At 73.8% G+C, this 24708-nt stretch carries 30 protein-coding genes; 9 read left to right on the forward strand and 21 right to left on the reverse strand.

Translation table 11 applies throughout. From position 1 onward, the window contains the following. Positions 1 to 45 precede the first annotated feature (45 nt). Positions 46 to 1416 (reverse strand): C4-dicarboxylate transporter DctA, encoded by a 1371-nt coding sequence (gene dctA, locus ABD223_RS06220; protein ID WP_344034928.1) that lies wholly within the window; start codon positions 1414 to 1416, stop codon positions 46 to 48. Positions 1417 to 1556: 140 nt separating this feature from the next. On the opposite strand from dctA, the gene ABD223_RS06225 reads away from it, so the two are divergent. Further along, entirely contained in the window at positions 1557 to 2486 is a 930-nt protein-coding gene (locus ABD223_RS06225) for a TAXI family TRAP transporter solute-binding subunit (RefSeq protein WP_344034929.1), read from the forward strand. A 259-nt stretch (positions 2487 to 2745) separates the two neighbouring features. Here ABD223_RS06225 and ABD223_RS06230 read toward each other — a convergent pair whose 3' ends face one another. Continuing rightward, positions 2746 to 4104, reverse strand: coding sequence for a sensor histidine kinase (locus tag ABD223_RS06230; protein ID WP_344034930.1), 1359 nt, complete (start codon positions 4102 to 4104; stop codon positions 2746 to 2748). Positions 4105 to 4181: 77 nt separating this feature from the next. Between ABD223_RS06230 and ABD223_RS06235 the strand changes: the two genes are divergently transcribed. Both ABD223_RS06235 and ABD223_RS06240 read left to right on the forward strand, forming a co-directional pair. Then, a complete protein-coding gene (locus tag ABD223_RS06235; RefSeq protein ID WP_344034931.1) occupies positions 4182 to 4712 on the forward strand; it encodes an AMIN-like domain-containing (lipo)protein in 531 nt (176 codons plus the stop codon). 176 nt (positions 4713 to 4888) lie between these two features. Continuing rightward, positions 4889 to 5413, forward strand: coding sequence for an AMIN-like domain-containing (lipo)protein (locus ABD223_RS06240; RefSeq protein ID WP_344034932.1), 525 nt, complete (start codon positions 4889 to 4891; stop codon positions 5411 to 5413). Positions 5414 to 5420: 7 nt separating this feature from the next. Here the strand turns inward: ABD223_RS06240 and ABD223_RS06245 are convergent, their stop codons facing one another. From ABD223_RS06245 to ABD223_RS06275, 7 genes are all read right to left on the reverse strand, one after another. After that, the gene (locus ABD223_RS06245) at positions 5421 to 6086 is read right to left on the reverse strand and encodes a response regulator transcription factor (RefSeq protein WP_344034933.1); all 666 of its coding nucleotides are present in this window, start codon (positions 6084 to 6086) and stop codon (positions 5421 to 5423) included. Positions 6087 to 6091: 5 nt separating this feature from the next. Then, a complete protein-coding gene (gene lgt / locus ABD223_RS06250; RefSeq protein ID WP_344035370.1) occupies positions 6092 to 7177 on the reverse strand; it encodes a prolipoprotein diacylglyceryl transferase in 1086 nt (361 codons plus the stop codon). 647 nt (positions 7178 to 7824) lie between these two features. Continuing rightward, entirely contained in the window at positions 7825 to 8610 is a 786-nt protein-coding gene (trpA, locus tag ABD223_RS06255; RefSeq protein ID WP_344034934.1) for a tryptophan synthase subunit alpha, read from the reverse strand. Beyond that, positions 8607 to 9830: a tryptophan synthase subunit beta gene (gene trpB / locus ABD223_RS06260; RefSeq protein WP_344034935.1), complete on the reverse strand. Its 1224-nt coding sequence runs from the start codon at positions 9828 to 9830 to the stop codon at positions 8607 to 8609. The genes trpA and trpB overlap by 4 nt, the downstream gene beginning before the upstream one ends. Positions 9831 to 9843: 13 nt before the next feature. Next, positions 9844 to 10656 (reverse strand): indole-3-glycerol phosphate synthase TrpC, encoded by an 813-nt coding sequence (gene trpC / locus ABD223_RS06265; protein ID WP_344034936.1) that lies wholly within the window; start codon positions 10654 to 10656, stop codon positions 9844 to 9846. 188 nt (positions 10657 to 10844) lie between these two features. After that, a complete protein-coding gene (locus ABD223_RS06270; protein ID WP_344034937.1) occupies positions 10845 to 11471 on the reverse strand; it encodes a Trp biosynthesis-associated membrane protein in 627 nt (208 codons plus the stop codon). Continuing rightward, positions 11464 to 13005 carry an anthranilate synthase component I gene (locus tag ABD223_RS06275; protein WP_344034938.1) on the reverse strand — a complete coding sequence of 514 codons (1542 nt, stop codon included), beginning with the start codon at positions 13003 to 13005 and terminating at the stop codon, positions 11464 to 11466. Before ABD223_RS06275 ends, ABD223_RS06270 begins: the two co-directional genes overlap by 8 nt. A gap of 93 nt (positions 13006 to 13098) precedes the next feature. Here ABD223_RS06275 and ABD223_RS06280 point away from each other — a divergent pair, with 93 nt between their 5' ends. Then, positions 13099 to 13713: a TetR/AcrR family transcriptional regulator gene (locus tag ABD223_RS06280; protein ID WP_344034939.1), complete on the forward strand. Its 615-nt coding sequence runs from the start codon at positions 13099 to 13101 to the stop codon at positions 13711 to 13713. Here the strand turns inward: ABD223_RS06280 and hisI are convergent. From hisI to hisF, 3 genes are read right to left on the reverse strand one after another with little or no spacing between them, the layout of a single operon-like run. Continuing rightward, positions 13706 to 14050 (reverse strand): phosphoribosyl-AMP cyclohydrolase, encoded by a 345-nt coding sequence (gene hisI, locus ABD223_RS06285; protein WP_344034940.1) that lies wholly within the window; start codon positions 14048 to 14050, stop codon positions 13706 to 13708. The genes ABD223_RS06280 and hisI overlap by 8 nt on opposite strands. Further along, entirely contained in the window at positions 14047 to 14418 is a 372-nt protein-coding gene (locus ABD223_RS06290; protein WP_344034942.1) for a hypothetical protein, read from the reverse strand. The genes hisI and ABD223_RS06290 overlap by 4 nt, the downstream gene beginning before the upstream one ends. Then, a complete protein-coding gene (hisF, locus tag ABD223_RS06295; RefSeq protein ID WP_344034943.1) occupies positions 14418 to 15191 on the reverse strand; it encodes an imidazole glycerol phosphate synthase subunit HisF in 774 nt (257 codons plus the stop codon). The genes ABD223_RS06290 and hisF overlap by 1 nt, the downstream gene beginning before the upstream one ends. A 218-nt stretch (positions 15192 to 15409) precedes the next feature. Between hisF and cspE the strand changes: the two genes are divergently transcribed. The 3 genes from cspE to ABD223_RS06310 all read left to right on the forward strand — a co-directional run bounded on the left by cspE (position 15410) and on the right by ABD223_RS06310 (position 16810). Next, on the forward strand, positions 15410 to 15613 hold the full coding sequence (cspE, locus tag ABD223_RS06300) for a transcription antiterminator/RNA stability regulator CspE (RefSeq protein ID WP_344034944.1): 204 nt from the start codon (positions 15410 to 15412) through the stop codon (positions 15611 to 15613). Positions 15614 to 15677: 64 nt separating this feature from the next. Continuing rightward, on the forward strand, positions 15678 to 16052 hold the full coding sequence (locus ABD223_RS06305) for a PPOX class F420-dependent oxidoreductase (RefSeq protein ID WP_344034945.1): 375 nt from the start codon (positions 15678 to 15680) through the stop codon (positions 16050 to 16052). Positions 16053 to 16084: 32 nt separating this feature from the next. Beyond that, positions 16085 to 16810 (forward strand): Clp protease N-terminal domain-containing protein, encoded by a 726-nt coding sequence (locus tag ABD223_RS06310; protein WP_344034946.1) that lies wholly within the window; start codon positions 16085 to 16087, stop codon positions 16808 to 16810. On the opposite strand, the gene priA is transcribed toward ABD223_RS06310, so the two are convergent. The 5 genes from priA to ABD223_RS06335 are packed head-to-tail and all read right to left on the reverse strand — an operon-like array spanning position 16773 to position 20236. After that, positions 16773 to 17507, reverse strand: a complete 735-nt coding sequence (priA, locus tag ABD223_RS06315) for a bifunctional 1-(5-phosphoribosyl)-5-((5-phosphoribosylamino)methylideneamino)imidazole-4-carboxamide isomerase/phosphoribosylanthranilate isomerase PriA (protein ID WP_344034947.1) — start codon at positions 17505 to 17507, stop codon at positions 16773 to 16775. The genes ABD223_RS06310 and priA overlap by 38 nt on opposite strands. A 9-nt stretch (positions 17508 to 17516) precedes the next feature. Further along, entirely contained in the window at positions 17517 to 18152 is a 636-nt protein-coding gene (hisH, locus tag ABD223_RS06320) for an imidazole glycerol phosphate synthase subunit HisH (protein WP_344034948.1), read from the reverse strand. A gap of 12 nt (positions 18153 to 18164) precedes the next feature. After that, positions 18165 to 18641, reverse strand: coding sequence for a hypothetical protein (locus tag ABD223_RS06325; RefSeq protein WP_344034949.1), 477 nt, complete (start codon positions 18639 to 18641; stop codon positions 18165 to 18167). Positions 18642 to 18650: 9 nt separating this feature from the next. Next, the gene (locus ABD223_RS06330; RefSeq protein WP_344034950.1) at positions 18651 to 19550 is read right to left on the reverse strand and encodes a transketolase family protein; all 900 of its coding nucleotides are present in this window, start codon (positions 19548 to 19550) and stop codon (positions 18651 to 18653) included. Then, the gene (locus ABD223_RS06335; RefSeq protein ID WP_344034951.1) at positions 19547 to 20236 is read right to left on the reverse strand and encodes a thiamine pyrophosphate-dependent enzyme; all 690 of its coding nucleotides are present in this window, start codon (positions 20234 to 20236) and stop codon (positions 19547 to 19549) included. The genes ABD223_RS06330 and ABD223_RS06335 overlap by 4 nt, the downstream gene beginning before the upstream one ends. Before the next feature lie 53 nt (positions 20237 to 20289). Here ABD223_RS06335 and soxR point away from each other — a divergent pair, with 53 nt between their 5' ends. Continuing rightward, complete coding sequence (gene soxR / locus ABD223_RS06340) at positions 20290 to 20751, forward strand: redox-sensitive transcriptional activator SoxR (RefSeq protein WP_344034952.1); 462 nt, start codon at positions 20290 to 20292, stop codon at positions 20749 to 20751. A 50-nt stretch (positions 20752 to 20801) separates the two neighbouring features. Beyond that, positions 20802 to 21317, forward strand: coding sequence for an RNA 2'-phosphotransferase (locus ABD223_RS06345; RefSeq protein WP_344034953.1), 516 nt, complete (start codon positions 20802 to 20804; stop codon positions 21315 to 21317). Between the two features lie 4 nt (positions 21318 to 21321). Here the strand turns inward: ABD223_RS06345 and ABD223_RS06350 are convergent, their stop codons facing one another. From ABD223_RS06350 to hisD, 4 genes are all read right to left on the reverse strand, one after another. Further along, the gene (locus ABD223_RS06350; protein WP_344034954.1) at positions 21322 to 21477 is read right to left on the reverse strand and encodes a hypothetical protein; all 156 of its coding nucleotides are present in this window, start codon (positions 21475 to 21477) and stop codon (positions 21322 to 21324) included. After that, the gene (hisB, locus tag ABD223_RS06355) at positions 21478 to 22080 is read right to left on the reverse strand and encodes an imidazoleglycerol-phosphate dehydratase HisB (RefSeq protein ID WP_344034955.1); all 603 of its coding nucleotides are present in this window, start codon (positions 22078 to 22080) and stop codon (positions 21478 to 21480) included. Further along, on the reverse strand, positions 22077 to 23180 hold the full coding sequence (locus tag ABD223_RS06360) for a histidinol-phosphate transaminase (RefSeq protein WP_344034956.1): 1104 nt from the start codon (positions 23178 to 23180) through the stop codon (positions 22077 to 22079). The genes hisB and ABD223_RS06360 overlap by 4 nt, the downstream gene beginning before the upstream one ends. Before the next feature lie 74 nt (positions 23181 to 23254). Continuing rightward, positions 23255 to 24571 carry a histidinol dehydrogenase gene (hisD, locus tag ABD223_RS06365; RefSeq protein ID WP_344034957.1) on the reverse strand — a complete coding sequence of 439 codons (1317 nt, stop codon included), beginning with the start codon at positions 24569 to 24571 and terminating at the stop codon, positions 23255 to 23257. Positions 24572 to 24708 lie beyond the last annotated feature (137 nt).

The following is a 24708-nucleotide window of genomic DNA, read 5'->3' on the forward strand; positions in this document are numbered from 1 at the left end:
GGCCCCCTCCCGATCGGATCGGGAGGGGGCCGCCGGGTGTCGCGCCTACTTCCGGCCGGCGGCGGCCGGCTCGCGCTCGGCGGCCTCGTCCTCGGCGTGCTGGAGGTCCATCAGGGCGTCGGCGTCGACCGAGGTCGGGTCGTCCAGGACCCGCTGGAGCTGGTCGCGGTCGAGCTGGCCCTGCCAGCGGGCCACGACCAGGGCGCCGACGCCGTTGCCGATGACGTTGGTGATGGCCCGCGCCTCGGACATGAACCGGTCGATGCCCACGATCAGGGCGATGCCCACCGCCGGGATGGCGCTGTTCGCCTCGAACGCGCTGAGCGAGGCCGCCAGCGTGACCAGGCCCGCGCCCGTGACGCCCGCCGCGCCCTTGCTCGCCAGCAGCATGAACAGCAGCAGGCCGATCTGGGTGCCCAGCGGGACGTCGTGGCCGGTGGCCTGGGCGATGAAGATCGCGCCCATGGTCAGGTAGATGCAGGTGCCGTCCAGGTTGAACGAGTAGCCGGTCGGGATGGTGAGGCCGACCACGGACTTGTCCGCGCCCGCCGCCTCCAGCTTGACCAGCATCCGGGGCAGCACCGACTCGCTGGACGACGTGCCCAGCACGATCAGCAGCTCGTCCTTGATGTAGCGGAGGAACTTGAAGATCGAGAACCCGGCGTAGAGGGCCACGCCGCCCAGCACCACGAGGATGAACAGCAGGCACGTCGCGTAGAACGAGCCCATCAGCCACGCCAGCTTGCCCAGGATCGAGCCGCCGAACTTGCCGATCGTGTAGGCGATGCCGCCGAACGCGCCGATCGGCGCCGCGTACATGACGATCTTGATGACGCCGAACATCACCTTGGCGACGGTGTCCAGGGCCTGCACGACCCGCTCGCCGCGCTTGCCCATGCCGGCCACGGCCACCGCGACCAGGATCGCGACCACCAGCACCTGGATCAGCTGCCCGTCGGTGAACGCCCCGACGAACGACTTGGGCACCAGGCTGAGGATGAACCCGGTGACGCCGGTCTCGGCGGTCTTGGCGTCCTCCAGGGTGTCGGAGGCCGCGTCCTCGTTGATCGGGATGGGCGGACCGTGGTGGCCGGGCTGCACCACGTTCACCACGATCAGGCCGATGGCCAGCGCGACCGTGGTCATCGCGGTGAAGTACAGGATGGTCCGCAGCGCCAGGCCGCCCGCCTTGGCCAGGTTGCCCAGGCCCGCGATGCCGACGACGACGGTGCAGAAGATGGTCGGGGCGATGACGACCTTGACCAGCGCGACGAAGAAGTCGGCCAGCCACTTCATGCCGGAGGCCTGGGCCGGGAAGGCGTACCCGACGACCACGCCGAGCACGATCGACACCAGCACCCAGAAGTACAGGTGCTTGTAGATCGGTTTGCGCTCACGGGCTTGCGCGCTGACCACGTCTCCTCCTGAAGCTCGGCGCTCGCGTCAGGGGGTGAGCCTGCGCACACACCGCGACCGGGACAAGGCGCGCGCCCGAAACTTCAGATCCCTCTGACGTAACCCGCCGTTCACCCGGCCGGCGGGACTAGTCTGCGGGCGTGCACGTGTCCCGGCGCTCGGTGCTGCTCGCCGCCCTCGCGGCCGGGGCGCCCGCCTGCACCGCGACGGACACGCCCGCCCCGGAGGAGCTGGTGCTCGCCACGGGCCCGGACGGCGCGGTGTTCCAGGAGGTGGGCGGCGCGCTCGCGGCCGCCCTGGCCGACCAGCTGCCGTCGACCCGGGTCCGGGCCCGCTCGACCGGCGCGTCGGTGGAGAACGCCCGGCTGCTGCGCGAGGGCGAGGTCCACCTGGGGCTGTCGTCGCTCGACCCCCTGGAGAGCGCGCTGCTCAGCGCCGAGGACCGGGGCGGCATCAGCGCCGTCGGCCGGCTGTACGACAGCTTCCTCCAGGTCGCCGTGCCCGCGACGTCCCCGGTGCGCGCGCTGGCCGACCTGGCCGGGCGGCCGGTGTCGATCGGGCCGGTCGGGTCGGGCTCGGAGTTCACCGGCTCGCGCCTGCTGGGGCTGCTGGGCATCCGGGTGGACGCGCGGAACATGGAGCACAGCGAGGCCGCCCGGCAGCTGGCCGGTGGCGGGATCGACGCCCTGCTCGCGCTGACCGGCATCCCGACCCCGGCGATCGACGACGTGCTGCGGGCGTTCCCGGTGCGGCTGCTGGACCTGCCCGACGAGGCGGTGGAACTGGCGGACGAGTACCCGGGCCCGTACGTGCCGGCCACCATCCCGGCCACCACCTACCGGGGCGTGGGCCCGTGCCGCACGTTCGCCGTGCCCAACCTGCTGCTGGCGCGGACGTCGCTGGACGACGACCTGGTCGAGGTGGTGACGCGGACGGTGTTCACCGAGGCCGAGCGCATCGCGGCCGGGCACCCGGAGGCGAGCCGGATCAACGTGCGCACCGGCATCGCCACCGGCAAGGTGCCGCTGCACCACGGCGCGGCCCGCTGGTTCCGGGAGAACAAGCGGTAGTCGGGGGAAGCGGGCGCCGGGCCGCTGGCCGCTGGGCCGCTGGCCGCTGGGCCGCTGAGCGCTGGGCCGCTGGCCGCTGGGCACCGGGTCGCTGGGCCGCTGGCCGCTGGGCACCGGGTCGCTGGGCACCGGGTCGCTGAACGCCGGGCCATCGAGCCCCCAGGTCCCCCGGCCCCCAGGTCCCCCGGCCCCGGCCGTGCGCGCCGGCCCGCGCGTCTCGGAGGCCGGCGCCTCGAAGTCCCTCTCCCGAAGCCCCGAGTCAGGCGTTGAGGCGGACCACGGCGTCCAAGCCGTGCGGGTCGGTCGGCCGCAGGACCAGTTCGCCGCCCGCCGAGGCGACCAGTTCCGCGCAGATCGACAGGCCCAGGCCGGTGCCCGCGACGTTCTGGTGCCGGGGCGCCCGCCAGAACCGGCTGAGCGCGGCGGCGCGCTCCTCGGGCGTCAGGCCCGTGCCGTCGTCGGTGACGTGCAGTTCCACCCGGCCACCGACGTGGTCGACCCAGATCCTGATGCCCGTGGCGCCGGAGAGGCGGACCGCGTTGCCGACCAGTTCGTCCAGCACGCTGCCCAGTCCGCCGGGCGGTGCGAGGACCCTCAGGCCCGGCGGGACGTCGACCTCCAGGCGGACGTCCCCGGCCAGGGCCCGCCAGCCCGGGACGTGGGTGGCCAGCAGGCTGTCGACGTCGACCGGTTCGGCGGCCGAGGCGCTGTCCAGGCGGGTGGCGGCCAGGAGGGCGTCCAGGACGCGGCCCATCTCCTCGGCCTCGTCGACGGCGATGCGCTGGGCCTCGCGGCCCTCCTCGTCGGTGACGTGCGGCGCCATGTTGTCCACCGCGAGGCGGAGGCTGGCCAGGGGGTTGCGCAGCTGGTGGGAGGCGTCGGCGACGAAGGCGCGCTGGCGGCGCAGGGCCCGGCCGACCACGTCCACCATGGCGTTGAAGCTGGCCGCCAGGCGGCGCAGCTCCGGCGGGCCGCCCACCTCGTCGGCCCGCGCGTCCAGCTCGCCGCTCGCGACCGCGGCCGTGGCCTCGTCCAGCCTGCGGACCGGGCGCAGCACCCAGCGCGACATCGGCCAGGCCACCGCCACCACCGCGAGCATCGGCGCCAGGCCGATCAGGGCCAGCACGCCCCACTGGCGCAGGATCGCCGACCTCAGCCCCTCGGTCGGCGACACGGTCACCACCGCCGCCACCACCTCGCTGTCCCGGCCCACCGGTTCGACCACGACCAGGTTGACCCGCTCCCACGGCCAGACGACCTGGGCGGCCTCGCCCCGGTAGCCGCTCAGCGCGGCCTTCAGGCCGGTGGCCACGTGCGGGTCGCCGGCCTGGCCGAACTGCTGCCGGGACGACGCGACGACGTCGCCGTCCGCGCCGATCAGGGCGGCCTCGATGCCGTAGAGCTGGTCGTAGCGGATCAGCTCGTCGCGCAGCGCGGTCAGCCGGTCGGAGGCCAGGGCGTTCTCGGCGAGCGAGGCGAAGCGGCTCGCGTCGCCCAGCCGGTCCAGGTAGGTCTCCTGGCTCTCGCGCTGCACCACGGCGAACGCGAGCGGCACGCCCAGCGCGGCCACCAGCGCCACCAGCAGCGGGACGATCAGGACCAGCAGGCGGCGCAGCACGCGGGGCAACCTCCCGGGTGTGAGGTGCGTCATCACTCCAGGGGCCGCGTCGGCCCACGAGTGATGGGGGAAACGGGATGTTACGCAAAGTTGCCGTCGTGCTCGCGGCGGCCGTGGCCGTCGCCGTGCCCGCCGCGGTGGTCGCCCCGGCGGTCGCCTCGGCCGCGGTGTGCGAGACCGGGTGGGGCAGCGGGTCCAAGTCCCAGTGGCCCGTCGCCCAGGGCGTGCTGACGAACATCCGGTCCGGGCAGCACGAGTGCTACGACCGGCTGGTGTTCGACTTCGCCGGGGTGAACGACGGCTACTGGGTGCAGTACGTCGACGAGGTCGTGCAGGAGGGTTCCGGCAAGCCGGTGCCGCTGCGCGGCGGCGGGAAGCTCCAGATCACGGTCGGCTCGCCCGCGTACGACGAGAACGGGTCCACCTACGTGCCCGCGAACCGGTCCGAGCTGGTGGACGTGACCGGCTACGCCACGTTCCGGCAGGCCGCGTGGGCCGGGTCGTTCGAGGGGCAGACCACCGTGGGTCTGGGCGTGCGGGCGGTGCTGCCGTTCCGCGTGTTCACGCTGCCCGGCCGGGTCGTAGTGGACGTCGCCCACAGCTGGTGACGGCGGGCCTCCCCTGACAGCGGGCCTCCCCTGACAGCGGGCCTCCCCTGACAGCGGGCCTCCTTGGCAGCGGGCCTTCCCTCTCGGCGAGGTCCCCGAACCGCCTCCCCCGCACCATGACGCGTGCCACAATGCGCGGAGCGGGCGGGGGAGCTCGCGTCAGGGGGAATCACATGATGCGCAAGATCGCTCTGCTGGTGTCGGCGGTGCTCGGGCTGGCACTGGCGGCTCCCGCGGCCTCGGCCGCGCCGGCCGCCTGCGCCCCGGTCGACTGGGGTTCCGGCGACAAGCAGCTCTTCGAAAGCCAGGCCCCGCACATGACCGACCTGCGGGCCGGGCGGCACGAGTGCTACGACCGGCTGGTGTTCGACATCTCCGGCGCGCCCGGCGGGTACGCCGCGCGGTACGTGCCCGAGATCGTCCAGGACCCGTCGGGCAACCCGATCCCGGTGCGGGGCGGGGCCGGGCTCCAGGTCACCACCTACTCGGCCACGTACGACGAGAACTTCGACCCGACCTACGAGTACGACGACCCGATGGAGCTGGTGGACGTGACCGGCTACGCCACGTTCCGGCAGGTCGTGATGGCCGGCTCGTGGGAGGGCACGACGACGATCGGGCTCGGTGTGCGGGCGCGGCTGCCGTTCCGGGTGCTCATGCTGCCCGACCGCCTCGTGGTGGACGTCGCCCACACCTGGTGACGCCGGTTCAGGCGTGGGCCGCCACCCGGTAGCCCACGCCCCGGATCGTCTCGATGCGCAGCGCGTCGCCGAGCTTGCCGCGCAGCGCCGCGATGTGGGTGTCGAGCGTGCGCGACGGGGCCTCCCAGTGCGCCTGCCACACCTGGTCCACGATCAGGTCGCGGCTGACCACCGTGCCCGCCCGCGCCACCAGCAGGGCGAGCAGGTCGAACTCCTTGCGGGTCAGCGGCACCGGCTCGCCGTTGACCCTGGCCTCCCGGCCGGCCGGGTCCAGGGTCAGCGGGCCCAGGGTCACCTCGTGCTCGCGCTCGGCCGCACGGGCCGCGCGGGTGCGCCGCAGGACCGCCTCGATGCGCGCCAGCAGCTCCGCCGTGCCGAACGGTTTGACCACGTAGTCGTCCGCGCCCAGGCGCAGGCCGAGCACGCGTTCCCGCTCCTCGCCGCGCGCGGTGACCGTGATGATCGCCGTGCCGGTCCGGCGGCGCAGCTCGCGCAGCACGTCCAGGCCGTCGCCGTCGGGCAGCCCCAGGTCGAGCAGCACCACGTCCGCCGGTTGGGCGGTCAGCGCCGCGGCGGCCGTGGCGACCCGGTGCACCTCGTAGCCCGCGTGCCGCAGGGCGGTGAGCAGGCCTCGCGCCACCCGGTCGTCGTCCTCGACGACGAGGATGCGCATACCCGCTACTGCCCCGGCTGGTCGCCGGTGTCCGCGGACTGCCTGGCCTCGGCCTTGGTCTCCGGCACGGTGGCGCCCTCGCCCGTCGCCGAGCCGTCATCACCGGCCCCGTCCGCGCCGGCCGCGCTCGCGCCGCCCGCGCGCGCACCGGCCGCACCGGTCCTGGTCCGGTCGGCCTCGACGCCGGAGTCGGGATCGGCGGAGGTCGCGCCGGTGTCACCCGGAGGTGTCTCGCTCCGCACGATCACCTCCCGCGGCCCCCGCTTCGCGGCCAGGAAGAAGTAGATGACCGCGCCGATGAAGACCACCACGGAGGTGATCACGTTGATCCGCAGCCCGAACACCTCGGTGGCCGGGTCGGTGCGCATCAGCTCGATCCAGAACCGGCCCGCCGTGTAACCCGCGACGTAGAGCGCGAACACCCGGCCGTGGCCCAGCCGGAACCTGCGGTCGGCCCACACGATCAGCAGCGCCACGCCCAGGTTCCACAGCAGCTCGTAGAGGAACGTGGGGTGCACGACCTCGATCGGGGTGTGGTCCAGCGCCACGCCGGCCAGGTCGTCCTTGAAGCCGGTCTCCGGGTCGACCCGCTCGTAGATCTCCAGGCCCCACGGCAGCGTGGTGGGACCGCCGTAGAGCTCCTGGTTGAAGTAGTTGCCGAGCCGGCCGACCGCCTGGGCGACGACGATGCCCGGCGCGAGGGCGTCCGCCATCGCGGGCAGCGGGATGCCCTTGCGGCGGCAGCCGATCCACGCGCCGACGCCACCCAGGGCGATCGCGCCCCAGATGCCCAGGCCGCCGTTCCAGATGGCCAGCGCGTCCAGCGGGTTGCGACCCTCGCCGAAGTACTTGTGGTAGTCGGTCGCCACGTGGTAGAGCCGGCCGCCGATCAGCCCGAACGGGACCGCGAAGACGGCGATGTCGGTGACCTCGCCCTTCAGCCCGCCCCGGGCGACCCAGCGGCGCTCGCCCCACCAGATGGCGAGGACGATGCCGAGGATGATGAACAGCGCGTAGGCGCGGAGCGGGATCGGCCCCAGCTGCCAGACGCCCTGGTCGGGGCTGGGGATCGTCGCGAGGTAGTTCGTCACCACGGGACCACCGTAGTGGGTCGGCCGTTCGGCTCTGCCGCGACAGCTCGATTGTTACCGGGAAGGGTCGTTCGAGCTCCGGCACGCCGGCCCGGCCGCGCGCGACCTCGACGTGCTCCCCCGCCTCCAGCTCGAACGGGGTCGCGACGGTTTCCGGCCCCTCCGGGTCGACGACCAGGTGTGACGGCACGCCCGCCTCGGCGTGCAGCACGGGCTTGAAGACCTGGTCGAACACCCGGGTGCCCGGGGACGGCGCCTCGGCCACCAGCGCGACGGCGGCGACCGGGACGGACCGGCAGACCAGGCCGGATGAGCCGACCAGCAGGTCGACCCCGAGCGGGCGACCGGCGGAGAGCCGGACCGGGGTGCCCGGCAGGACGTCGAACCCCGGCGGGCAGCCGGCCGCGAAAGCCGCGGTCAACCGACCGAGGACGCGCTGGTGGGCGATGCCCGGCGGGCCCGTCACGACCCGGGTGTCGTCGAGCAGGCCCACCACCCGGGTGCGGACCCCGGGCAGGGTGGCGGTGTGCAGGGGCAGGGACAGGGGCAGGTCAGGGCGCGTGATCATGGCTCCACGATGGCACCGCGCACCGACGATTTCGACCCTTCGAACCCCCCGAACGGCCTACTTCACTCGAACGTGTGTGCTACACCGCCGTCGTGGCCCTGCGCACCCCGTCGGCCAACTCCTCCGTCAGCGCCGCCACCCCGTCGTCGGCCACCGCCGACACGAAGGCCGACCCCACGATGACCCCGTCGGCGAACGCGGCCAGCTCCGCCGCCTGCGCGCCGCTCCGCACGCCCAGGCCGACGCCCACCGGCAGGTCCGTGTGCTCGCGCACCCGCTTGACCAGCGCGGGCGCCGCCGAGGACACCACGTCGCGCGCGCCCGTCACGCCCATCACCGACGTCGCGTACAGGAAGCCCCGCGACGACCGCGCGGTCATCCGGATGCGCTCCTCCGTGGACGACGGCGCGACCAGGAAGATCCGGTCCAGGTCGTGCGCGTCGGTCGCCCCGACCCACTCCGCGCCCTCGTCGGGCACCAGGTCGGGCGTGATGACGCCCAGGCCGCCCGCCGCCGCGAGGTCGCGGGCGAAGCGGTCCACGCCGTAGGCCAGCACGGGGTTCCAGTAGGTCATGACCACGGCGCGCCCGCCGGCCGCCGCGACCGACTCGACCACGCCGAACAGGTCGCGCACCCGGAACCCGCCGCGCAGGGCCTGCTCGGCCGCGCGCTGGATGGTGGGACCGTCCATGACCGGGTCGGAGAACGGCACGCCCACCTCGACCACGTCGCAGCCCGCCGACACCATCGTCCGCAGCACGTCCTTCGAGCCCTCGACGGTCGGGTAGCCGGCGGGCAGGTACCCGATCAGCGCCGCCCGCGACTCCGCCCGACAGGTCTCGAAGACCGAACCCAGCCCGCTCACGAGTCCACTCCCAGCCCGAACCACTTGATCGCGGTGTCCATGTCCTTGTCGCCCCGGCCCGACAGGTTCACCAGGATGAGCCCCTCGGGCCCCAGCTCGCGGCCGAGCTTGAGCGCGCCGGCCAGCGCGTGCGCCGACTCGACCGCCGGGATGATGCCCTCCGTGCGCGAGAGCAGGGCGAACGCGTCCATGGCCTCGGCGTCGGTCACCGGCCGGTACTCGGCGCGCCCGATGTCCTTGAGGTGGGCGTGCTCGGGGCCGACGCCCGGGTAGTCCAGGCCCGCCGAGATGGAGTGCGCCTCGGCGATCTGCCCGTCGGCGTCCTGGAGCACGTACGACATGGCGCCGTGCAGGGAGCCGGGCGTGCCCTTGGTGAGGGTGGCGCCGTGCCTGCTGGTCTCGATGCCGTCGCCGCCGGGCTCCAGGCCGACCAGCCGCACGGACGGGTCGTCGATGAAGCCGTGGAAGATGCCGATCGCGTTGGACCCGCCGCCCACGCACGCGGCGACCACGTCGGGCAGGCGACCGGCCTTCTCCAGGACCTGCTCCCGAGCCTCGACGCCGATGACGCGGTGGAAGTCGCGCACGAGCACCGGGAACGGGTGCGGCCCGGCGGCGGTGCCCAGCAGGTAGTGGGTGTCGTCGACGTTGGCGACCCAGTCGCGCAGCGCCTCGTTGATCGCGTCCTTGAGGGTGCGCGAGCCGTTCGACACCGGGATCACCCTGGCGCCCAGCAGCCGCATCCGGGCCACGTTGAGCGCCTGCCGCTCGGTGTCGACCTCACCCATGTAGATGACGCAGTCCAGGCCCATGAGCGCGCACGCGGTGGCCGTGGCCACGCCGTGCTGGCCCGCGCCGGTCTCGGCGATGACCCGCTTCTTGCCCATGCGCTTGGTCAGCAGCGCCTGGCCCAGCACGTTGTTGATCTTGTGCGAGCCGGTGTGGTTCAGGTCCTCGCGCTTGAGGAAGACCCGCGCGCCGCCCGCGTGCCCGGCGAACTTGGGCGCCTCGGTGAGCAGCGACGGGCGGCCGGCGAAGTCGCGCAGCAGCCTGGAGAACTCGTCCAGGAACTCCGGGTCGACCCGCGCCTTCTCGTAGAACGCGGCGAGCTCGTCCACGGCGGCGATGAGGGCTTCCGGCATGAACCGGCCGCCCCACGGCCCGAAGTGGCCCCGCTCGTCCGGGTCGTGTGGTGTCGGAGCCAACTGGCCGCGCGACATGCGCCTCCTCCTTCTACCGGCTCGGCCGGGGACACGCGGGGTGGGAGCCCGCCGTCACCAGCTTGTTCACCGCGACCTTGGGGTCGCCGCTCGTCACCAGGCTCTCGCCGACCAGCACCGCGTCGGCGCCCGCGCCCGCGTAGGCCATGAGGTCGCCCGGCCCGGTCACCCCGGACTCGGCGATCTTGATGGTGTCGAAGGGCAGGCCCGGCGCGATCCGCCCGAACACGTCCTTGTCGACCTCCAGGGTGTGGAGGTTGCGGGCGTTCACGCCGATGACGCTCGCACCCGCCTCCAGCGCGCGGTCGGCCTCCTCGGCCGTGTGCACCTCGACCAGGGCCGTCATGCCCAGCGACTCGACCCGGTCCAGCAGCGAGACCAGGGCGTTCTGCTCCAGCGCCGCCACGATCAGCAGCACCAGGTCCGCGCCGTGCAGGCGCGCCTCGTGCACCTGGTAGGGGCTGACGACGAAGTCCTTGCGCAGGAGGGGGACGCCCACCGCCGCGCGCACCGCGTCGAAGTCCTCCAAGGACCCGCCGAACCGGCGCTGCTCGGTCAGCACGCTGATGCAGCGCGCGCCGCCCAGCTCGTACTGCACCGCCAGGTCCGCGGGCTCGGGGATGTCGGCCAGCTGCCCCTTGGACGGGCTGCGCCGCTTGACCTCGGCGATGACGCCCACGCCGGGCCCGCGCAGCACGGCCATCACGTCCTGCGGCGGCGCCACCTTGGCCGTCCGCTCCCTGAGCACGTCGAAGGGCAGCGCGGCCTCGCGCTGGGCGAGGTCTTCCCGGACGCCTTCGATGATCGATTCGAGCACGGTGGTCATCCGAGCACCTCGCTCGACCCCGTCAGACCTTCCGGTTCAGTCGCAAGCTCCCGCACGTCATGCTCCCCTTCCCGCCACGAGGATGCTAACCCCGTCGCGCACCCGCTCGGGCCACCGGGGTCGCGCTGTTCACGCTGCTGATCAGGGTCCTCGCGAGTCCACGTGCGCAAACGTGCGGCGCTCCGGGGTCAGTCCCGATCAGTGGGGTCGTCGCCGCGCTCCAGGGCGTTCCACAGCTCGCGCTCGGGATCGGCGCTCCGCTTGGCCGCGCCCGGCGCCTGGTAGCCGCCGCCGAGCTTCGGCATCGCCGCGCCCCGCACGACCAGCAGCGCGCCGGCCGCGACCACCAGCGCCGCGCCCGCCAGGACCAGGGCGCGCCCGGTGAGCGGGCCGTCGGCGCCCGCGCCCTGGAAGCCGGCCGCGACACCCGCGAGGAGCACCACGCCGCCCAGCGCGCGCCGCGCCCACCCGGCCAGCGCCACCACGGCGGCGATGGCGGCCAGGCACAGCAGGGCCAGCGGCGCCAGGGCGGGCACCACGTCGCCGCCGTCGAGCTCGGCGGCGGCGTCCCAGGTCAGGCCGGAGGCGGCCCCGAGCGCGCCCGCGCCCGCCAGGAGGAGGGCGACGGCGATCCACAGTGGACGCCGCCGCGCGGCCCGCGCCCGCCGCGCCGCCCGCTCCTCCGCGCTCTCGGAGTCCTCCACACCCTCGGAGCCCTCCACGTCCGGCCTGGCGCCCTCCACACCCGCGGAGCCCTTCACCCTTTCGGGGCCCTCGGCCTCGGCGGGTCCGGGCGCCGGTCCCGGGTCAGACACGGGTCGGTTCCGCCGCCGGCGCCATGGTCCCCGCCGTGGCGATGGCCGACAGCACCGCGCCCGCCTTGTTCAGGCACTCGTTGTCCTCGGCCACCGGGTCCGAGTCGGCCACGATGCCCGCGCCCGCCTGCACGTACGCCACGCCGTCGCGGATCAGCGCGGTCCGGATGGCGATGGCGGTGTCCGCGTCGCCGGCGAAGTCCAGGTAGCCCACCACGCCGCCGTAGAGCCCGCGGCGGGTCGGCTCCAGCTCCTCGATCAGCTCCATCGCCCGCGGCTTGGGCGCGCCGGACAGGGTGCCCGCCGGGAAGCACGCCGCGACCGCGTCGAACGCCGTGCGCCCCTCGGCCAGCTCGCCGCTGACCGTGGACACGATGTGCATGACGTGCGAGTAGCGCTCGACCTTGAAGAAGTCGACCACGGTCACCGAACCCGGCTTGCACACCCGGCCCAGGTCGTTGCGGCCCAGGTCGACCAGCATCAGGTGCTCGGCCCGCTCCTTGTGGTCGGCCAGCAGGTCCTTCTCCAGCAGCGCGTCCTCCTCCTCGTCGACGCCGCGCCACCGGGTGCCCGCGATGGGGTGCGTGGTCGCCTTGCCGTCCCGCACCGTGACCAGCGACTCCGGGCTGCACCCGACGATGTCGAAGTCCTCCAGCCGCAGCAGGTACATGTACGGGCTGGGGTTGGACGTGCGCAGCACGCGGTAGACGTCCAGCGGGTCGGCGGAGGTCGACACCTCGAACCGCTGCGACAGCACGACCTGGAACGCCTCGCCCGCGCGGATGGCCTCCTTGGCCCGCTCCACGACGCCGCGGTACTCCTCCGGCGACCGGCGGCGGGTGAACTCCGGCTTGGGCCGGGAGAACACGGCGGCGGTGGGCGGCGCGGGGGCCTGGAGGTCCAGCGTCATCCGCTCCAGCCGCGCCACGGCGTCCTCGTAGGCGGCGTCCACGCGCTCGGGCGAGTCGTCCCAGTTGATGGCGTTGGCGATGAGCGTGACGGTGCCCTCGTGGTGGTCCAGCGCCGCCAGGTCGGTGGCCAGCATCATGACCAGCTCGGGCAGGCGCAGGTCGTCCTCGGCGCGCGACGGCAGCCGCTCCAGCCGCCGCACGGCGTCGTAGCCGATGTAGCCGACCATGCCGCCGGTCAGCGGCGGCAGGCCGGGCAGCGGGTCGGTGCGCAGCACCTCGATGGTCTCGCGCAGCGCCGCCAGCGGGTCGCCGCCCTCGGGCAGGCCGACGGGGTGCTGGCCCTGCCAGTACGCCTCGCCGCCGTCCGCGGTCAGCGCGCCCGCGCTGCGCGCGCCGACGAACGACCAGCGCGACCAGGACCGGCCGTTCTCGGCCGATTCGAACAGGAACGTGCCGGGACGGTCGGCCGCGAGCTTGCGGTACAGCCCGACGGGCGTCTCCGCGTCCGCCAGCAGCCGCCGCACCACCGGGATGACCCGCCGCTGGGCGGCGAGCTCGCGGAACTCCTCGCGCGTGGGGCTGATCTCGCCCAGACCGGTGCCTGCACCGATGACGCTCACCATGCGCGCCATTGTGCCCGGTGGCCGCGGGCCCTTCGGGTCCGACTCATTTCATCACGCGTTGAAAAAAGGTCCTGCCTCGCCCATGATGGTGGCGTGAACGAGAGCTCCCGACAAATCGGGCCGAAGCGCCGCGGCCGCCGGGCCGGCGGCGAGGACACCAGGGAGGCCCTGCTGTCCGCCGCCCGCGAGGTGTTCGTCGACCGCGGTTTCGAGGGCGCCACCGTGCGGGCCATCGCGGCGCGGGCCGGTGTGGACGCGGCCATGGTCAACCACTGGTTCGGCAGCAAGGAAGGCCTGTTCGCCAAGGCCGTGCTCCAGGTGCCGATCGACCCGAACGTGCTGGTCGAGCGGCTGCTCGACGGCCCGCCCGAGGAGGTCGGCGAGCGGATCGTGCGCAACTTCATCGGCATCTGGGACGCCACCGGCGGCGGCCAGTTCGCCGCCATGGTCCGCAGCATCACCTCGCACGAGCAGGTCGCCGAGGTGCTGCGGCAGTTCTTCGTGCACACCCTGCTCAAGCGGCTCGTCTGCCACCTGGGCTCGCCGGACGCCGAGCTGCGCGCCACCCTGCTGGCCAGCCAGATCTTCGGCATGGGCGTGGTCCGCTACGTGGTGCGGTTCGAGCCGTTCGCCTCGGCGGACGTGGAGACCATGGTCAGGGCGATCGCGCCGAACCTCCAGCGCTACCTGACCGGCGACATCAGCTGAGCAGCACGTCCGAGTCGAAGCAGGTGGCGTCGCCGGTGTGGCAGGCCGCGCCCTCCTGGTCCACGACCAGCAGCACGGCGTCGCCGTCACAGTCCAGCCGCACCTCGTGGACCCGCTGGGTGTGCCCGGACGTCTCGCCCTTCACCCACAGCCGCTGCCTGCTGCGCGAGTAGTACGTGGCGCGGCGGGTGGTGAGCGTGCGGTGCAGGGCCTCGTCGTCCATCCACGCCACCATCAGCACCTCGCCGGTGCCGCGCCGCTGGGCGACCGCGCACACCAGGCCGTCCGCGTTGCGCTTGAGCCTGGCGGCGATGGACGGGTCGAGCGCGCTGGTCACCGCTGTCCTCCGGAGTAGTGGAGCCGGGCCGGCCGGGTGTTGAGCAGCACCACGGCGAACACGTGGGCGGCGGAGAGCACGCCGGACAGCACGCGCAGCCACACCGCGCCGTCGTTGAGCACGGCGAGCAGGTGGATCAGGCCGACCAGGCCGAACAGGCAGGCCGCGGTCAGCCGCGCGGGGCGCAGCCCGGCCGCCAGCCCGGCCACGGCCAGCAGCTCCAGCACCGCCACGATGACGGGGAAGCGCAGCCACGTCGAGTCGGCCTCGACCTGCGCCTGGACCAGGCCCATGAGGACGAACGCGAGCGCGCCCGCCGCGCCGACGAGGGTGGCGACCCGCGCCTCCACGGGAGCGTTGCGCAGCATCACCGCACCTCCACGCCCGCGTCGCGCAGGCCCTGCTTCACGTCGCCGATGCGCAGCGCGCCGAAGTGGAACACGCTCGCCGCGAGCACCGCGTCCGCGCCCTCGGCCACGGCGGGCGGGAAGTGCTCGACCCGCCCCGCGCCGCCGCTCGCGATCAGCGGCACGTCGACGACCTCGCGCGTCAGCCGGATCAGCTCCAGGTCGAACCCGGCCTTGGTGCCGTCGGCGTCCATGGAGTTCAGCAGGATCTCGCCGACGCCCAGCTCCTGGCCGCGCGCGGCCCACTCGACCGCGTCGATGCCGGTGCCGCGGCGGCCGCCGTGGGTGGTGACCTCGAAGCCCGAGGGCGTCGGCCGCTCGCCCCCCGGCACGCGGCGCGCGTCGACCGACAGCACGATGCACTGCGCGCCGAACCGGCGGGACAGCTCGCCGAGCAGCTCGGGGCGGGCGATGGCGGCTGTGTTCACGCTCACCTTGTCCGCGCCCGAGCGCAGGAGCTTGTCCACGTCGTCGGCGCTGCGCACGCCGCCGCCCACGGTGAGCGGGATGAACACCTGCTCGGCGGTGCGGCGGACCACGTCGAAGGTGGTCTCGCGGTCGCCCGACGACGCCGTCACGTCCAGGAACGTCAGCTCGTCGGCGCCCTCGGCGTCGTAGGCGCGCGCCAGCTCGACCGGGTCGCCCGCGTCGACGAGGTTGGTGAAGTTCACGCCCTTCACCACCCGGCCCCGGTCGACGTCCAGGCAGGGGATCACGCGCACCGCTACCGACATGCCCAAAAGCCTACGGGTCGACCCGGCGCGGACATCGCCAGGTCGGGTGGGCCGGCATTCCGGCGCGAAGTGTGCTTAACTGGTGGAGGTCGAAGGTTTTGTGTCGTGTCTTCACGCTCGCGAAACGGCGTTTGAGCGTGTGACTCCTCTGAGGTCCATACGCCCGGACCGACCGCAGCGGGTGCGTTCGCCCCGCTGGAAGTGGTATGAGGAGAAAAATGGCTAACGGCACCGTGAAGTGGTTCAACTCGGAGAAGGGCTTCGGCTTCATCTCCCCCGAGGACGGCGGCGCGGACGTGTTCGTGCACTACTCGGAGATCCAGAGCGGCGGCTACCGCAGCCTGGAGGAGAACCAGCGCGTGAGCTTCGACGTCGGTCAGGGTGCCAAGGGCCCCCAGGCCACCAACGTCACGGTCATCTGACCCTAACCGGTCAGTAGGGGCCCCGTCCGGCATCGTCCGGGCGGGGCCTTTACCGTTGGCGGGCATGGGCCTCGCAGACGGCAAGTACCTGTTGTTGACGACCTACCGCAAGAACGGCGCGCCCGTGCCCACCCCCGTGTGGGTGGTCGGGGACGGCGAGGCGGTCTACGCCTGGTCGGCGGCCGACGCGGGCAAGGTCAAGCGCATCCGGCGCAGCGGCGAGGTCGAGGTCGGGCCGTGCGACTTCAAGGGCAACCCCACGGGTCCCCAGGTGCCGGGCCGGGCGCGGCTGCTCGACCTGGCGGGCAGCGACCGGGTGCGGGGGCTGATCGCGCGGAAGTACGGCGTGCTCGGGCGGCTCACGCTGCTGGGCAGCCGCCTGCGCCGGGGCCGGGAGGGCTCGATCGGGATCGAGATCACACCGTCAACCACGGGTTGACGGTCGGAAGAACGTCAACCTAGAGTTGACGGATGGTCACCTCGCCGGTCCAGCTGACCGATCTCATCGTCGCGGTCGCGACCGAGCACGGGGACGTGCTGGGCAGGCTGACCGCCGCCGTGGAGCTGAGCGGCGAGCTGGACGAGCTGGGCGACCACCTCATCGGCCACTTCGTGGACGAGGCGCGGCGGGCCGGCGCGAGCTGGACCGACATCGGCGAGAGCATCGGCGTGACCAAGCAGGCCGCGCAGAAGCGGTTCGTGCCCAAGGAGTCGGCGGAGCTGAAGCCGAGCTTCGACCGCTACACCGACCGCGCCCGCCGCGTCATCCTGCTCGCCCGCCACCACGCCCGGTTCAGCGAGCGCATCGGCACCGAGCACCTGCTGCTGGGCCTGCTCGACGAGTCGGGCGGCCTGGCCGCCAAGACCATCGCCGCGCTCGAAGCGGCGGAGGGCACCACGCGGCTGGCGCTGCTCAACGCGCTGGACCCCACCGGCAGGCAGCCACCCGCGCGGCAGCCGTTCAGCGCCCGCTGCAAGAAGGCGCTGGAGCTGGCCGTGCGCGAGTCGCTGCGGCTCGGCCACCGCTTCGTCGGCACCGAGCACGTGCTGCTCGGCCTGCTGCACCTGGGCGAGGGCCCGGCGGCCGACGCCCTGGCCGCCACGGGCGTGACCGGGGAGGCCGCCGAGGCCCACGTCGTCGCCGAGATCGCCGCCGCGATCAGCCGCGCACCGCGGCCAGCGCTTCCGGGAGCGTGAACGCGCCCGCGTAGAGCGCCTTGCCCACGATCGCGCCCTCGACGCCGTCCCGGTTCAGCGCGGCCAGCGCCACCAGGTCGGCCACGCTCGACACCCCGCCGGAGGCGATGACCGGCGCGTCGGTGCGCGCGCACACCTCGCGCAGCAGGTCCGCGTTCGGGCCCTGGAGCGTGCCGTCCTTGCTCACGTCGGTCACCACGTAGCGGGAGCAGCCGTCGCGGTCCAGCCGCTCCAGCACGTCCCACAGGTCGCCGCCGTCGGTGGTCCAGCCGCGCCCGGCCACCCGGTAGCCGCGCTCGCCGATCCGCACGTCCAGGCCGACCGCGACCTTGTCGCCGTGCTCGGCGATGGCCTTCGCGCACCACGCCGGGTCCTCCAGGGCGGCCGTGCCCAGGTTCACCCGCGCGCAACCGGTGGCCAGCGCGGCGGCCAGCGACTCGTCGTCGCGGATGCCGCCGGACAGCTCGGCCTTCACGTCGAGCTGCCCGATCACGCGGGCCAGCAGGTCGCGGTTGCTCCCCCGGCCGAACGCGGCGTCCAGGTCCACCAGGTGCACCCACTCCGCGCCGTCGCGCTGCCAGGCCAGCGCGGCGTCCAGCGGTTCGCCGTAGGAGGTCTCGGTGCCGGCCTCGCCCTGGACGAGCCGGACGGCCTGGCCATTGGCCACATCAACGGCCGGGAGCAACGTGAAGGTCACGCGAACAGCCTAGTTGAGGGTGCCCAGCCAGTTCTCCAGCAGGTGCGCGCCCGCGTCGCCGGACTTCTCCGGGTGGAACTGGGTCGCCCACAGCGGCCCGTTCTCCACCGCCGCGACGAAGTCGTCACCGCCGTGCGAGGACCACGTCACCAGCGGCGCCCTGAGCGGGCCGCCCTCCGGCAGCTCCCACTTCCGCACCGCGTAGGAGTGCACGAAGTAGAACCGGGTGTCGGGGTCCAAGCCCGCGAACAGCCGCGTGCCGCCCGGCGCCCGGACCGTGTTCCAGCCCATGTGCGGCACGACCGGGGCCTCCAGCCGCTCGACCGTGCCCGGCCACTCGCCGCAGCCCTCGGACTCCACGCCGTGCTCGATGCCGCGCTCGAACAGGATCTGCATGCCGACGCAGATGCCCAGCACCGGGCGCCCGCCGGCCAGGCGCTGCCCGATCAGCCGGCCGCCCCGGACCGCGTTGAGGCCCTCCATGCACGCCGCGTACGCGCCGACACCGGGCACGACCAGGCCGTCTGCGTCGAGTGCCGCCTGATGGTCCGCCGTGACCTCCACGTCGGCCCCGACGCGCTGGAGCGCGCGCTCGGCGGAGCGGAGGTTGCCGGATCCGTAGTCCAAAACGACGACTCGTGCCACACGCCCAGGCTACTAGGCCAGCGGCGACCCGCCCTGCGTCACGGGCACCACGGGCAGCACGGTGTTGATCGGCAGGCCCGCGCCTGCCGGGAGGTTGGTCACCCAGGCGTCCGCGCGGCCCTCGTCGACCAGGGCCCTGACCTCGGCCGCGTCGGCCGGCAGGTCCGCCGCGCCGGGCCGGGCGTCGAGCCGCCACCAGCGGACGAGGCCGACCAGGCGGCGGGGCGCGCCGGTGTAGCCGGCCGCACCGCCGTCGGTCCACACCTCACCGGCCGGGCTCCAGCGCACCAGCAGCGCGGGCGCGCCGGTCAGGCGGACCTGACCGGCCAGCGCCAGCGCCGCCGAGAACCCGATCTTCCTGGGCGGCAGCAGCACCGTCCCGGAGGCCACCGGCACCAGGGCGGCCGGGCCCGCGACCGCGCGGTGCAGGTTCAGCTGCAACTCGGCGGTCGGCGCGGGGGTCCAGATGAGGGTTCTCGGCACGCTCACGGGTAGGGATCATGCCGCAGCCGCCGGGTGGTCGAACATCCGACGCGCGGCCGCGGCCACGCCGAGCACGTCGAGGTCGTGCGCCGAGTCGTGGTCCTCGGCGGTGCCGTAGGCGCGCAGCTCGGAGTCCCGCCGCACGCCCAGCGACCGCAGCCGGTGCGGCACGTCGGCCAGCGCCTCGGCCGCGAGGTGCGCCGACGTGCCCTCCAGGTAGGGCTCGACCAGCAGCACGTCGGCCCGGCCGGTCCGCGCGACGGCCGCGCGCAGCCCGGCGGCGTCGAACGGGCGGATCCGCGACGCGTACAGCACGGTCACGTCGGTCCCCTCGGTGGCGGCCAGGGCGGTGTCGAGCATCGGCCCGACCGCCACCACCACGCCCCGCCCGCCGCGCCGCACCTCGGTGAACCCCTCGACCACCGGGAGCGGCGCGGCGTTCTGCCGCAGGGACAGCCTGAGGTAGACCCGGTCGTCGGCCGCCAGCGCGGCCCGGACCACCGGTTCCACCTCGCCCGGGTGGCCGGGCACGTGCACGGTCCAGCCGGGCAGCGTGTCGAACAGCGCCACGTCGCCAGGCGCCTGGTGCGTGCGGCCCCACACCGGGTCGTCGTAGGAGCCGCCGATGCCGACCAGCACCGCGCCGACGTCCTGGTGCCCGAAGTCCAGCTTGACCTGCTCGAACGGCCGCTCGACCAGGAACGGCGCGTAGGTGTGCACCACGGGCCGCATCCCGGCCAGCGCCAGGCCCGCGCCGACGCCCACCATGGCCTGCTCGCGGATGCCGACGTTGATCAGCCGGTCCTGGGGCCGGAACGCGTCGCGGGAGATCTCGGCGATCACCACCGCCACCCGCGGGTCGTGCCGCATCACCTCTTCGACGGTGTCCACGAACACCTGCCGCATGGTCGTCATCGCCCCTCCTCCACCTTCGCCACCACGACCAGGGGCCGCCCGGCGTGCTCCTGCGTGAGGGCCGCGTGCAGCGCCCCCCGGTCCCGCCCGTCCACAGTGGACGACTGCCAGCCCTCGACCTCGAACCGGCGCGCCACGCCGCCCGGCCAGCCGTGCGTGCCGGACTCGTTGTCCACCACCACGGTGGTGAGCCGGTCCAGCGCCAGCCGCCCGGCCAGCGCGATCGCCTCGTGGTTGCTGCCCTCGTCCAGCTCGGCGTCCCCGACCAGCACCACGGTGCGCGCGGCGCGACCCTGGAGGCGCAGGCCGAGCGCGGTGCCGACGGCGATCGGCAGGCCGTGGCCCAGCGACCCGCTGCTGATCTCGACGCCGGGCACCAGCACGCGGTCCGGGTGCTGGCCCAGCGGCGAGTCCCACGCCGTCCACGTGTCCAAAATGGATGGTTCCAGGTAGCCCTTGGCGGCCAGCACCGCGTAGTAGGCCATCGGCCCGTGCCCCTTGGACAGCAGGAACCGGTCGCGGTCCGGGTCGTCCACCCGGTCCGGCGAGACGTCCAGCACCCGGTCGTAGAGCACCCACAGCACGTCGAGCGTGGACGCCGCGGCCCACTCGTGCTTCTCGTCCCCTGCCATCCGCCGGAACAACGCGGGCAGATCCGCGTGCGCCGGCTCGTCGCTCACCGTCATGACACCAGGGAACAACCTCGACTTAAGTCGAAGTCAACCCATAAGATGGGCACGTGAGCAAGTTGCCGGACATGTTGACCATCGGCCAGGTGGCCGAGCGCAGCGGCGTGCCCCACACCGCGCTGAGGTTCTACGAGGAACGCGGGCTGATCGCGTCCGAGCGGACCGCGGGCAACCAGCGCCGGTACGCGCGGTCGGTGCTGCGCCGGCTGGCCTTCATCCGCACCGCGCAGCGGGTGGGCCTGTCGCTGGAGGACGTGCAGCAGGCGCTGGCCGCGCTGCCGGACGGCCGCACGCCCACCAAGACCGACTGGAGCAGGCTGTCCACCACCTGGCAGGCCGAGCTGGACGCGCGGATCGACGCGCTCCAGCGGCTGCGCGACCGGCTGACGTCGTGCATCGGGTGCGGTTGCCTGTCGCTGCGCAGCTGCTACCTGCACAACTTCGGGGACGAGCAGGCCGCGAACGGGCCCGGCGCGCCGAAGCTCAAGCCCGCCAGCGAGGGCGGCCTGTAGGAAACCCGCTTGCGGCGGCGTGCTGCACTGGGCTCGTGCAGGAGAAGGAGATGACCCGCTTGTCGAAGCGGATGTCCAAGGTGCTCCGCCACGACCCGGAGCGGGCGGGCCTGGCGCTCGACGCGGCGGGCTGGGTGGACCTCGGCGAGTTCGTGGCGGCGCTCGGCGTGAGCCGGGACCACGTGCTGGAGGTGGTGGCGCGCAACGACAAGAAGCGCTACGAGGTGGTCGACGGGCGCATCCGCGCCAGCCAGGGCCACACGGTGGCCGTGGACCTGGGGCTGGCCGCGGCCGAACCGCCCGCGGTGCTCTACCACGGGACGGTCGGCGCGGCGCTGCCCGAGATCCTCCGCGACGGGCTGCGGCCCATGCGGCGGCACGACGTGCACCTGTCCGCGACCGTGGAGACGGCCGTGCGGGTCGGGTCGCGCAGGGGCAGGCCGGTGGTGCTGGAGGTCGACGCGGCGGCCATGCGCGCCGACGGCCACGAGTTCCGCGTGAGCGCGAACGGCGTGTGGCTGGCCTCCGCGGTGCCGCCCGCCTACCTGCGCGAACACCCCGCGTGAAGCCCTACAGCACCCAGAGCGCCGCCCCGCCCAGGGCCACCGCGGTCAGCACTATGAGCGCCACCGACAGGCCCCGGACGGTCTTCCAGGTGCTGTAGGCGCCGCCGCCCAGGAAGCCCGCCAGTGCGAGCAGACCGATGACGACCAGCTCCTTCGGCACCTACAGCACGCCCTTGGTCGACGGGACGACGCCGCCGACGCGCGGGTCCGGCTCCACGGCCGCGCGCAGCGCGCGGGCGATCGCCTTGTACTGGGCCTCGGCGATGTGGTGCGGGTCGCGGCCGTACTCGACGCGCACGTGCAGCGCGATGCCCGCGTGGAACGCCAGCGAGTCGAACACGTGCCGGTTGAGCACGAACGGGTAGTTGCCGCCGATGGTGAAGGTGTTGAACTGCTCGGGCTCGCCCACGTGCACGCAGTACGGCCGGCCCGACACGTCCACCGCCGCGTGCGCCAGCGTCTCGTCCATCGGGATCCAGGCGTCGCCGAACCGGCGGATGCCCTTCTTGTCGCCCAGCGCCTCGCGCAGCGCCTGCCCGAGCACGATCGCCACGTCCTCCACGGTGTGGTGCGCGTCGATCTCCACGTCGCCGGTCGCCCGGACCACCAGGTCCAGCGACCCGTGCACGCCCAGCGCGGTCAACATGTGGTCGTAGAACGGCACGCCCGTGGCGATCTCGACCCGACCGGAGCCGTCGAGGTCCACCTCGACGAGCACCGACGACTCCCTGGTGGTCCGCTCCACCTTGCCGACCCGGCTCACCGGCCAACCTCCTTGCTCGCCGCGAGGAACGCGTCGTTCTCCTCCGGGGTGCCGACCGTCACCCGCAGGTGACCGGTGATGCCCACGTCCCGGATCAGCACGCCGTGCTCCACATAGGACCGCCACGCGGCACGCGTGTCGGTGAACCAGCCGAACAGCACGAAGTTCGCGTCGCTCGGCACGACCGAGAAGCCCAGCTCGGACAGCTCGGCCACCACCCGGTCCCGCTCGGCGGCGAGCTTCGCCACCGAACCCAGCGTCTCCGGCGCGTGGCGCAGTGCCGCGCGCGCCGCCGCCTGGGTCAGCGCGGACAGGTGGTAGGGCAGCCTGACCAGCAGCAACGCGTCCACCACGGCGGGCGCGGCGGCCAGGTAGCCCAGCCGGCCGCCCGCGAAGGCGAACGCCTTGCTCATGGTCCGGCTCACGACCAGCTTCGCCGGGTGCTCGGCCAGCAGCTCCACCGCGCTCGGCCGCGAGGAGAACTCCGCGTACGCCTCGTCCACCACGACCACGCCCGGCGCGGCCTCGACCAGCGCGCGCAGGTCGTCGAGCGGCAGGCTCTGCCCGGTCGGGTTGTTCGGGCTGGTCACGAACAGCACGTCGGGCGAGTGCCCGGCGATGGCCTCGACCGCCCGCTCCACGTCCAGCGAGAAGTCCTCGCGGCGCGGCGCGGGCGCCCACTCGGTGCGCGTGCCCGCCGCGATGATCGGGTGCATCGAGTACGACGGCTCGAAGCCCAGCGCGACCCGGCCCGGCCCGCCGAAGGCCTGGAGCACCTGCTGGAGGATCTCGTTCGACCCGTTGGCGGCCCACAGGTTGGCCGCGGTGAGCGGCACGCCGGTGGCCGACGACAGGTACGCCGCCAGGTCCTCGCGCAGCGCCACCGCGTCCCGGTCCGGGTAGCGGTGCAGCTCGGCCGCGACCGCCGCGACCTCCTTGGCCACGTCCTCCACCAGGCCCGGCGTGGGCGGGTAGGGGTTCTCGTTGGTGTTCAGCCGCACGGGCACGTCCAGCTGCGGCGCGCCGTACGGCGTGCGGCCGCGCAGGTCGTCCCGCAGCGGGAGGTCGCCCAGCTCCACCCGGTCTCCGATGGGCTTCAATGCCGCCTCCGCTGAGGTGCTCACGTCGGCGGGCTTCAATGCCGCCTCCGCTGAGGTGCTCACGTCGGCGGGCCTCATCCGCGGAACCTCGCCGTGACCGCCTGGCCGTGCGCGGGCAGGTCCTCGGCGTCGGCCAGCGCCACGACGTGCGGCGCGACCTCGCGCAGCGCCTCCTCGCTGTAGTCCACGACGTGGATGCCCCGCAGGAACGTCTGCACCGACAGCCCGGACGAGTGCCGCGCGCAGCCGCCGGTGGGCAGCACGTGGTTCGAGCCCGCGCAGTAGTCGCCGAGCGACACCGGCGAGTGCGCGCCCACGAACACCGCGCCCGCCGCGCGCACCCTGGCCGCGACCTCGCGGGCGGAGGCGGTCTGGACCTCCAGGTGCTCCGCCGCGTACACGTCGACCACCCGCAGGCCCTCGTCGACGCCGCTCACCAGCACGGTGCCGGACTGCCTGCCGCGCAGCGCGGTGCGGATGCGCTCGTGGTGCCTGGTCTCCCCGACCTGCCGCTCCAGTTCGGCGTCCACCGCGTCGGCCAGCTCCACCGAGGTGGTCACCAGCACGCTCGCGGCCAGCGTGTCGTGCTCGGCCTGGCTGATCAGGTCGGCGGCCACGTGCACCGGGTCGGCGGTCTCGTCGGCCAGGATCGCGATCTCCGTCGGCCCCGCCTCGGAGTCGATGCCCACCAGGCCGCGCAGCAGCCGCTTGGCCGCGGTCATGTAGATGTTGCCCGGACCGGTCACCACGTCGACCGGCTCCAGCGGCGAGCCGTCGGTGTCCGTGCCGCCGTACGCCAGCAGGGCGATCGCCATGGGGCCGCCCGCGCTCCACACCTCGGTCACGCCGAGCAGCGCGGCGGCGGCCAGGATCGTCGGGTGCGGCAGGCCGCCGAACTCCGCCTGCGGCGGCGAGCAGACCACCAGCGACTCGACGCCGGCGATCTGGGCCGGCACCACGTTCATCACCACGGTCGACGGGTAGACGGCCAGGCCGCCGGGCGCGTAGAGGCCGACGCGGCCGACCGGCACCCACCGCTCGGTCACCGTCCCGCCGGGCACGACCTGGGTGGTCGTGTCGACCCGGCGCTGGTCGGCGTGGACCTTGCGGGCGCGGGCGACGGACTCCTCCAGCGCGGCGCGCACGGCCGGGTCCAGCTCGGCGAGCGAGCGCTCCAGCTCGGCCACCGGCACGCGGACGGCGGCGGGGCGCACCCGGTCGAACCGCTCGGTGTGCTCCAGCACGGCCTCGACGCCGCGGTCCCGCACGTCCTCCACGATCGGCCGCACGTGATGCAGCACCGCGTCCACGTCGACCTCGGCGCGCGGCAGCGCGGCGCGCAGTTCGGCTGCTGACGGGACCCGACCTCGCAGGTCGATGCGGTTGAGCATGACCCAAGGGTAAGCGGTCGCGAATTCCGTCAACTGTCACCCCGCGACCGAAGCGGTGAACCCGACCAACGGGGGCTACCTCGACGAGTGACCGGGGGACCACGCTGCGTGGGCACATCTCCGTCGCAACCCTGCCC

Source organism: Saccharothrix xinjiangensis (genome assembly GCF_039527585.1).
GTDB lineage: Bacteria > Actinomycetota > Actinomycetes > Mycobacteriales > Pseudonocardiaceae > Actinosynnema > Actinosynnema xinjiangensis.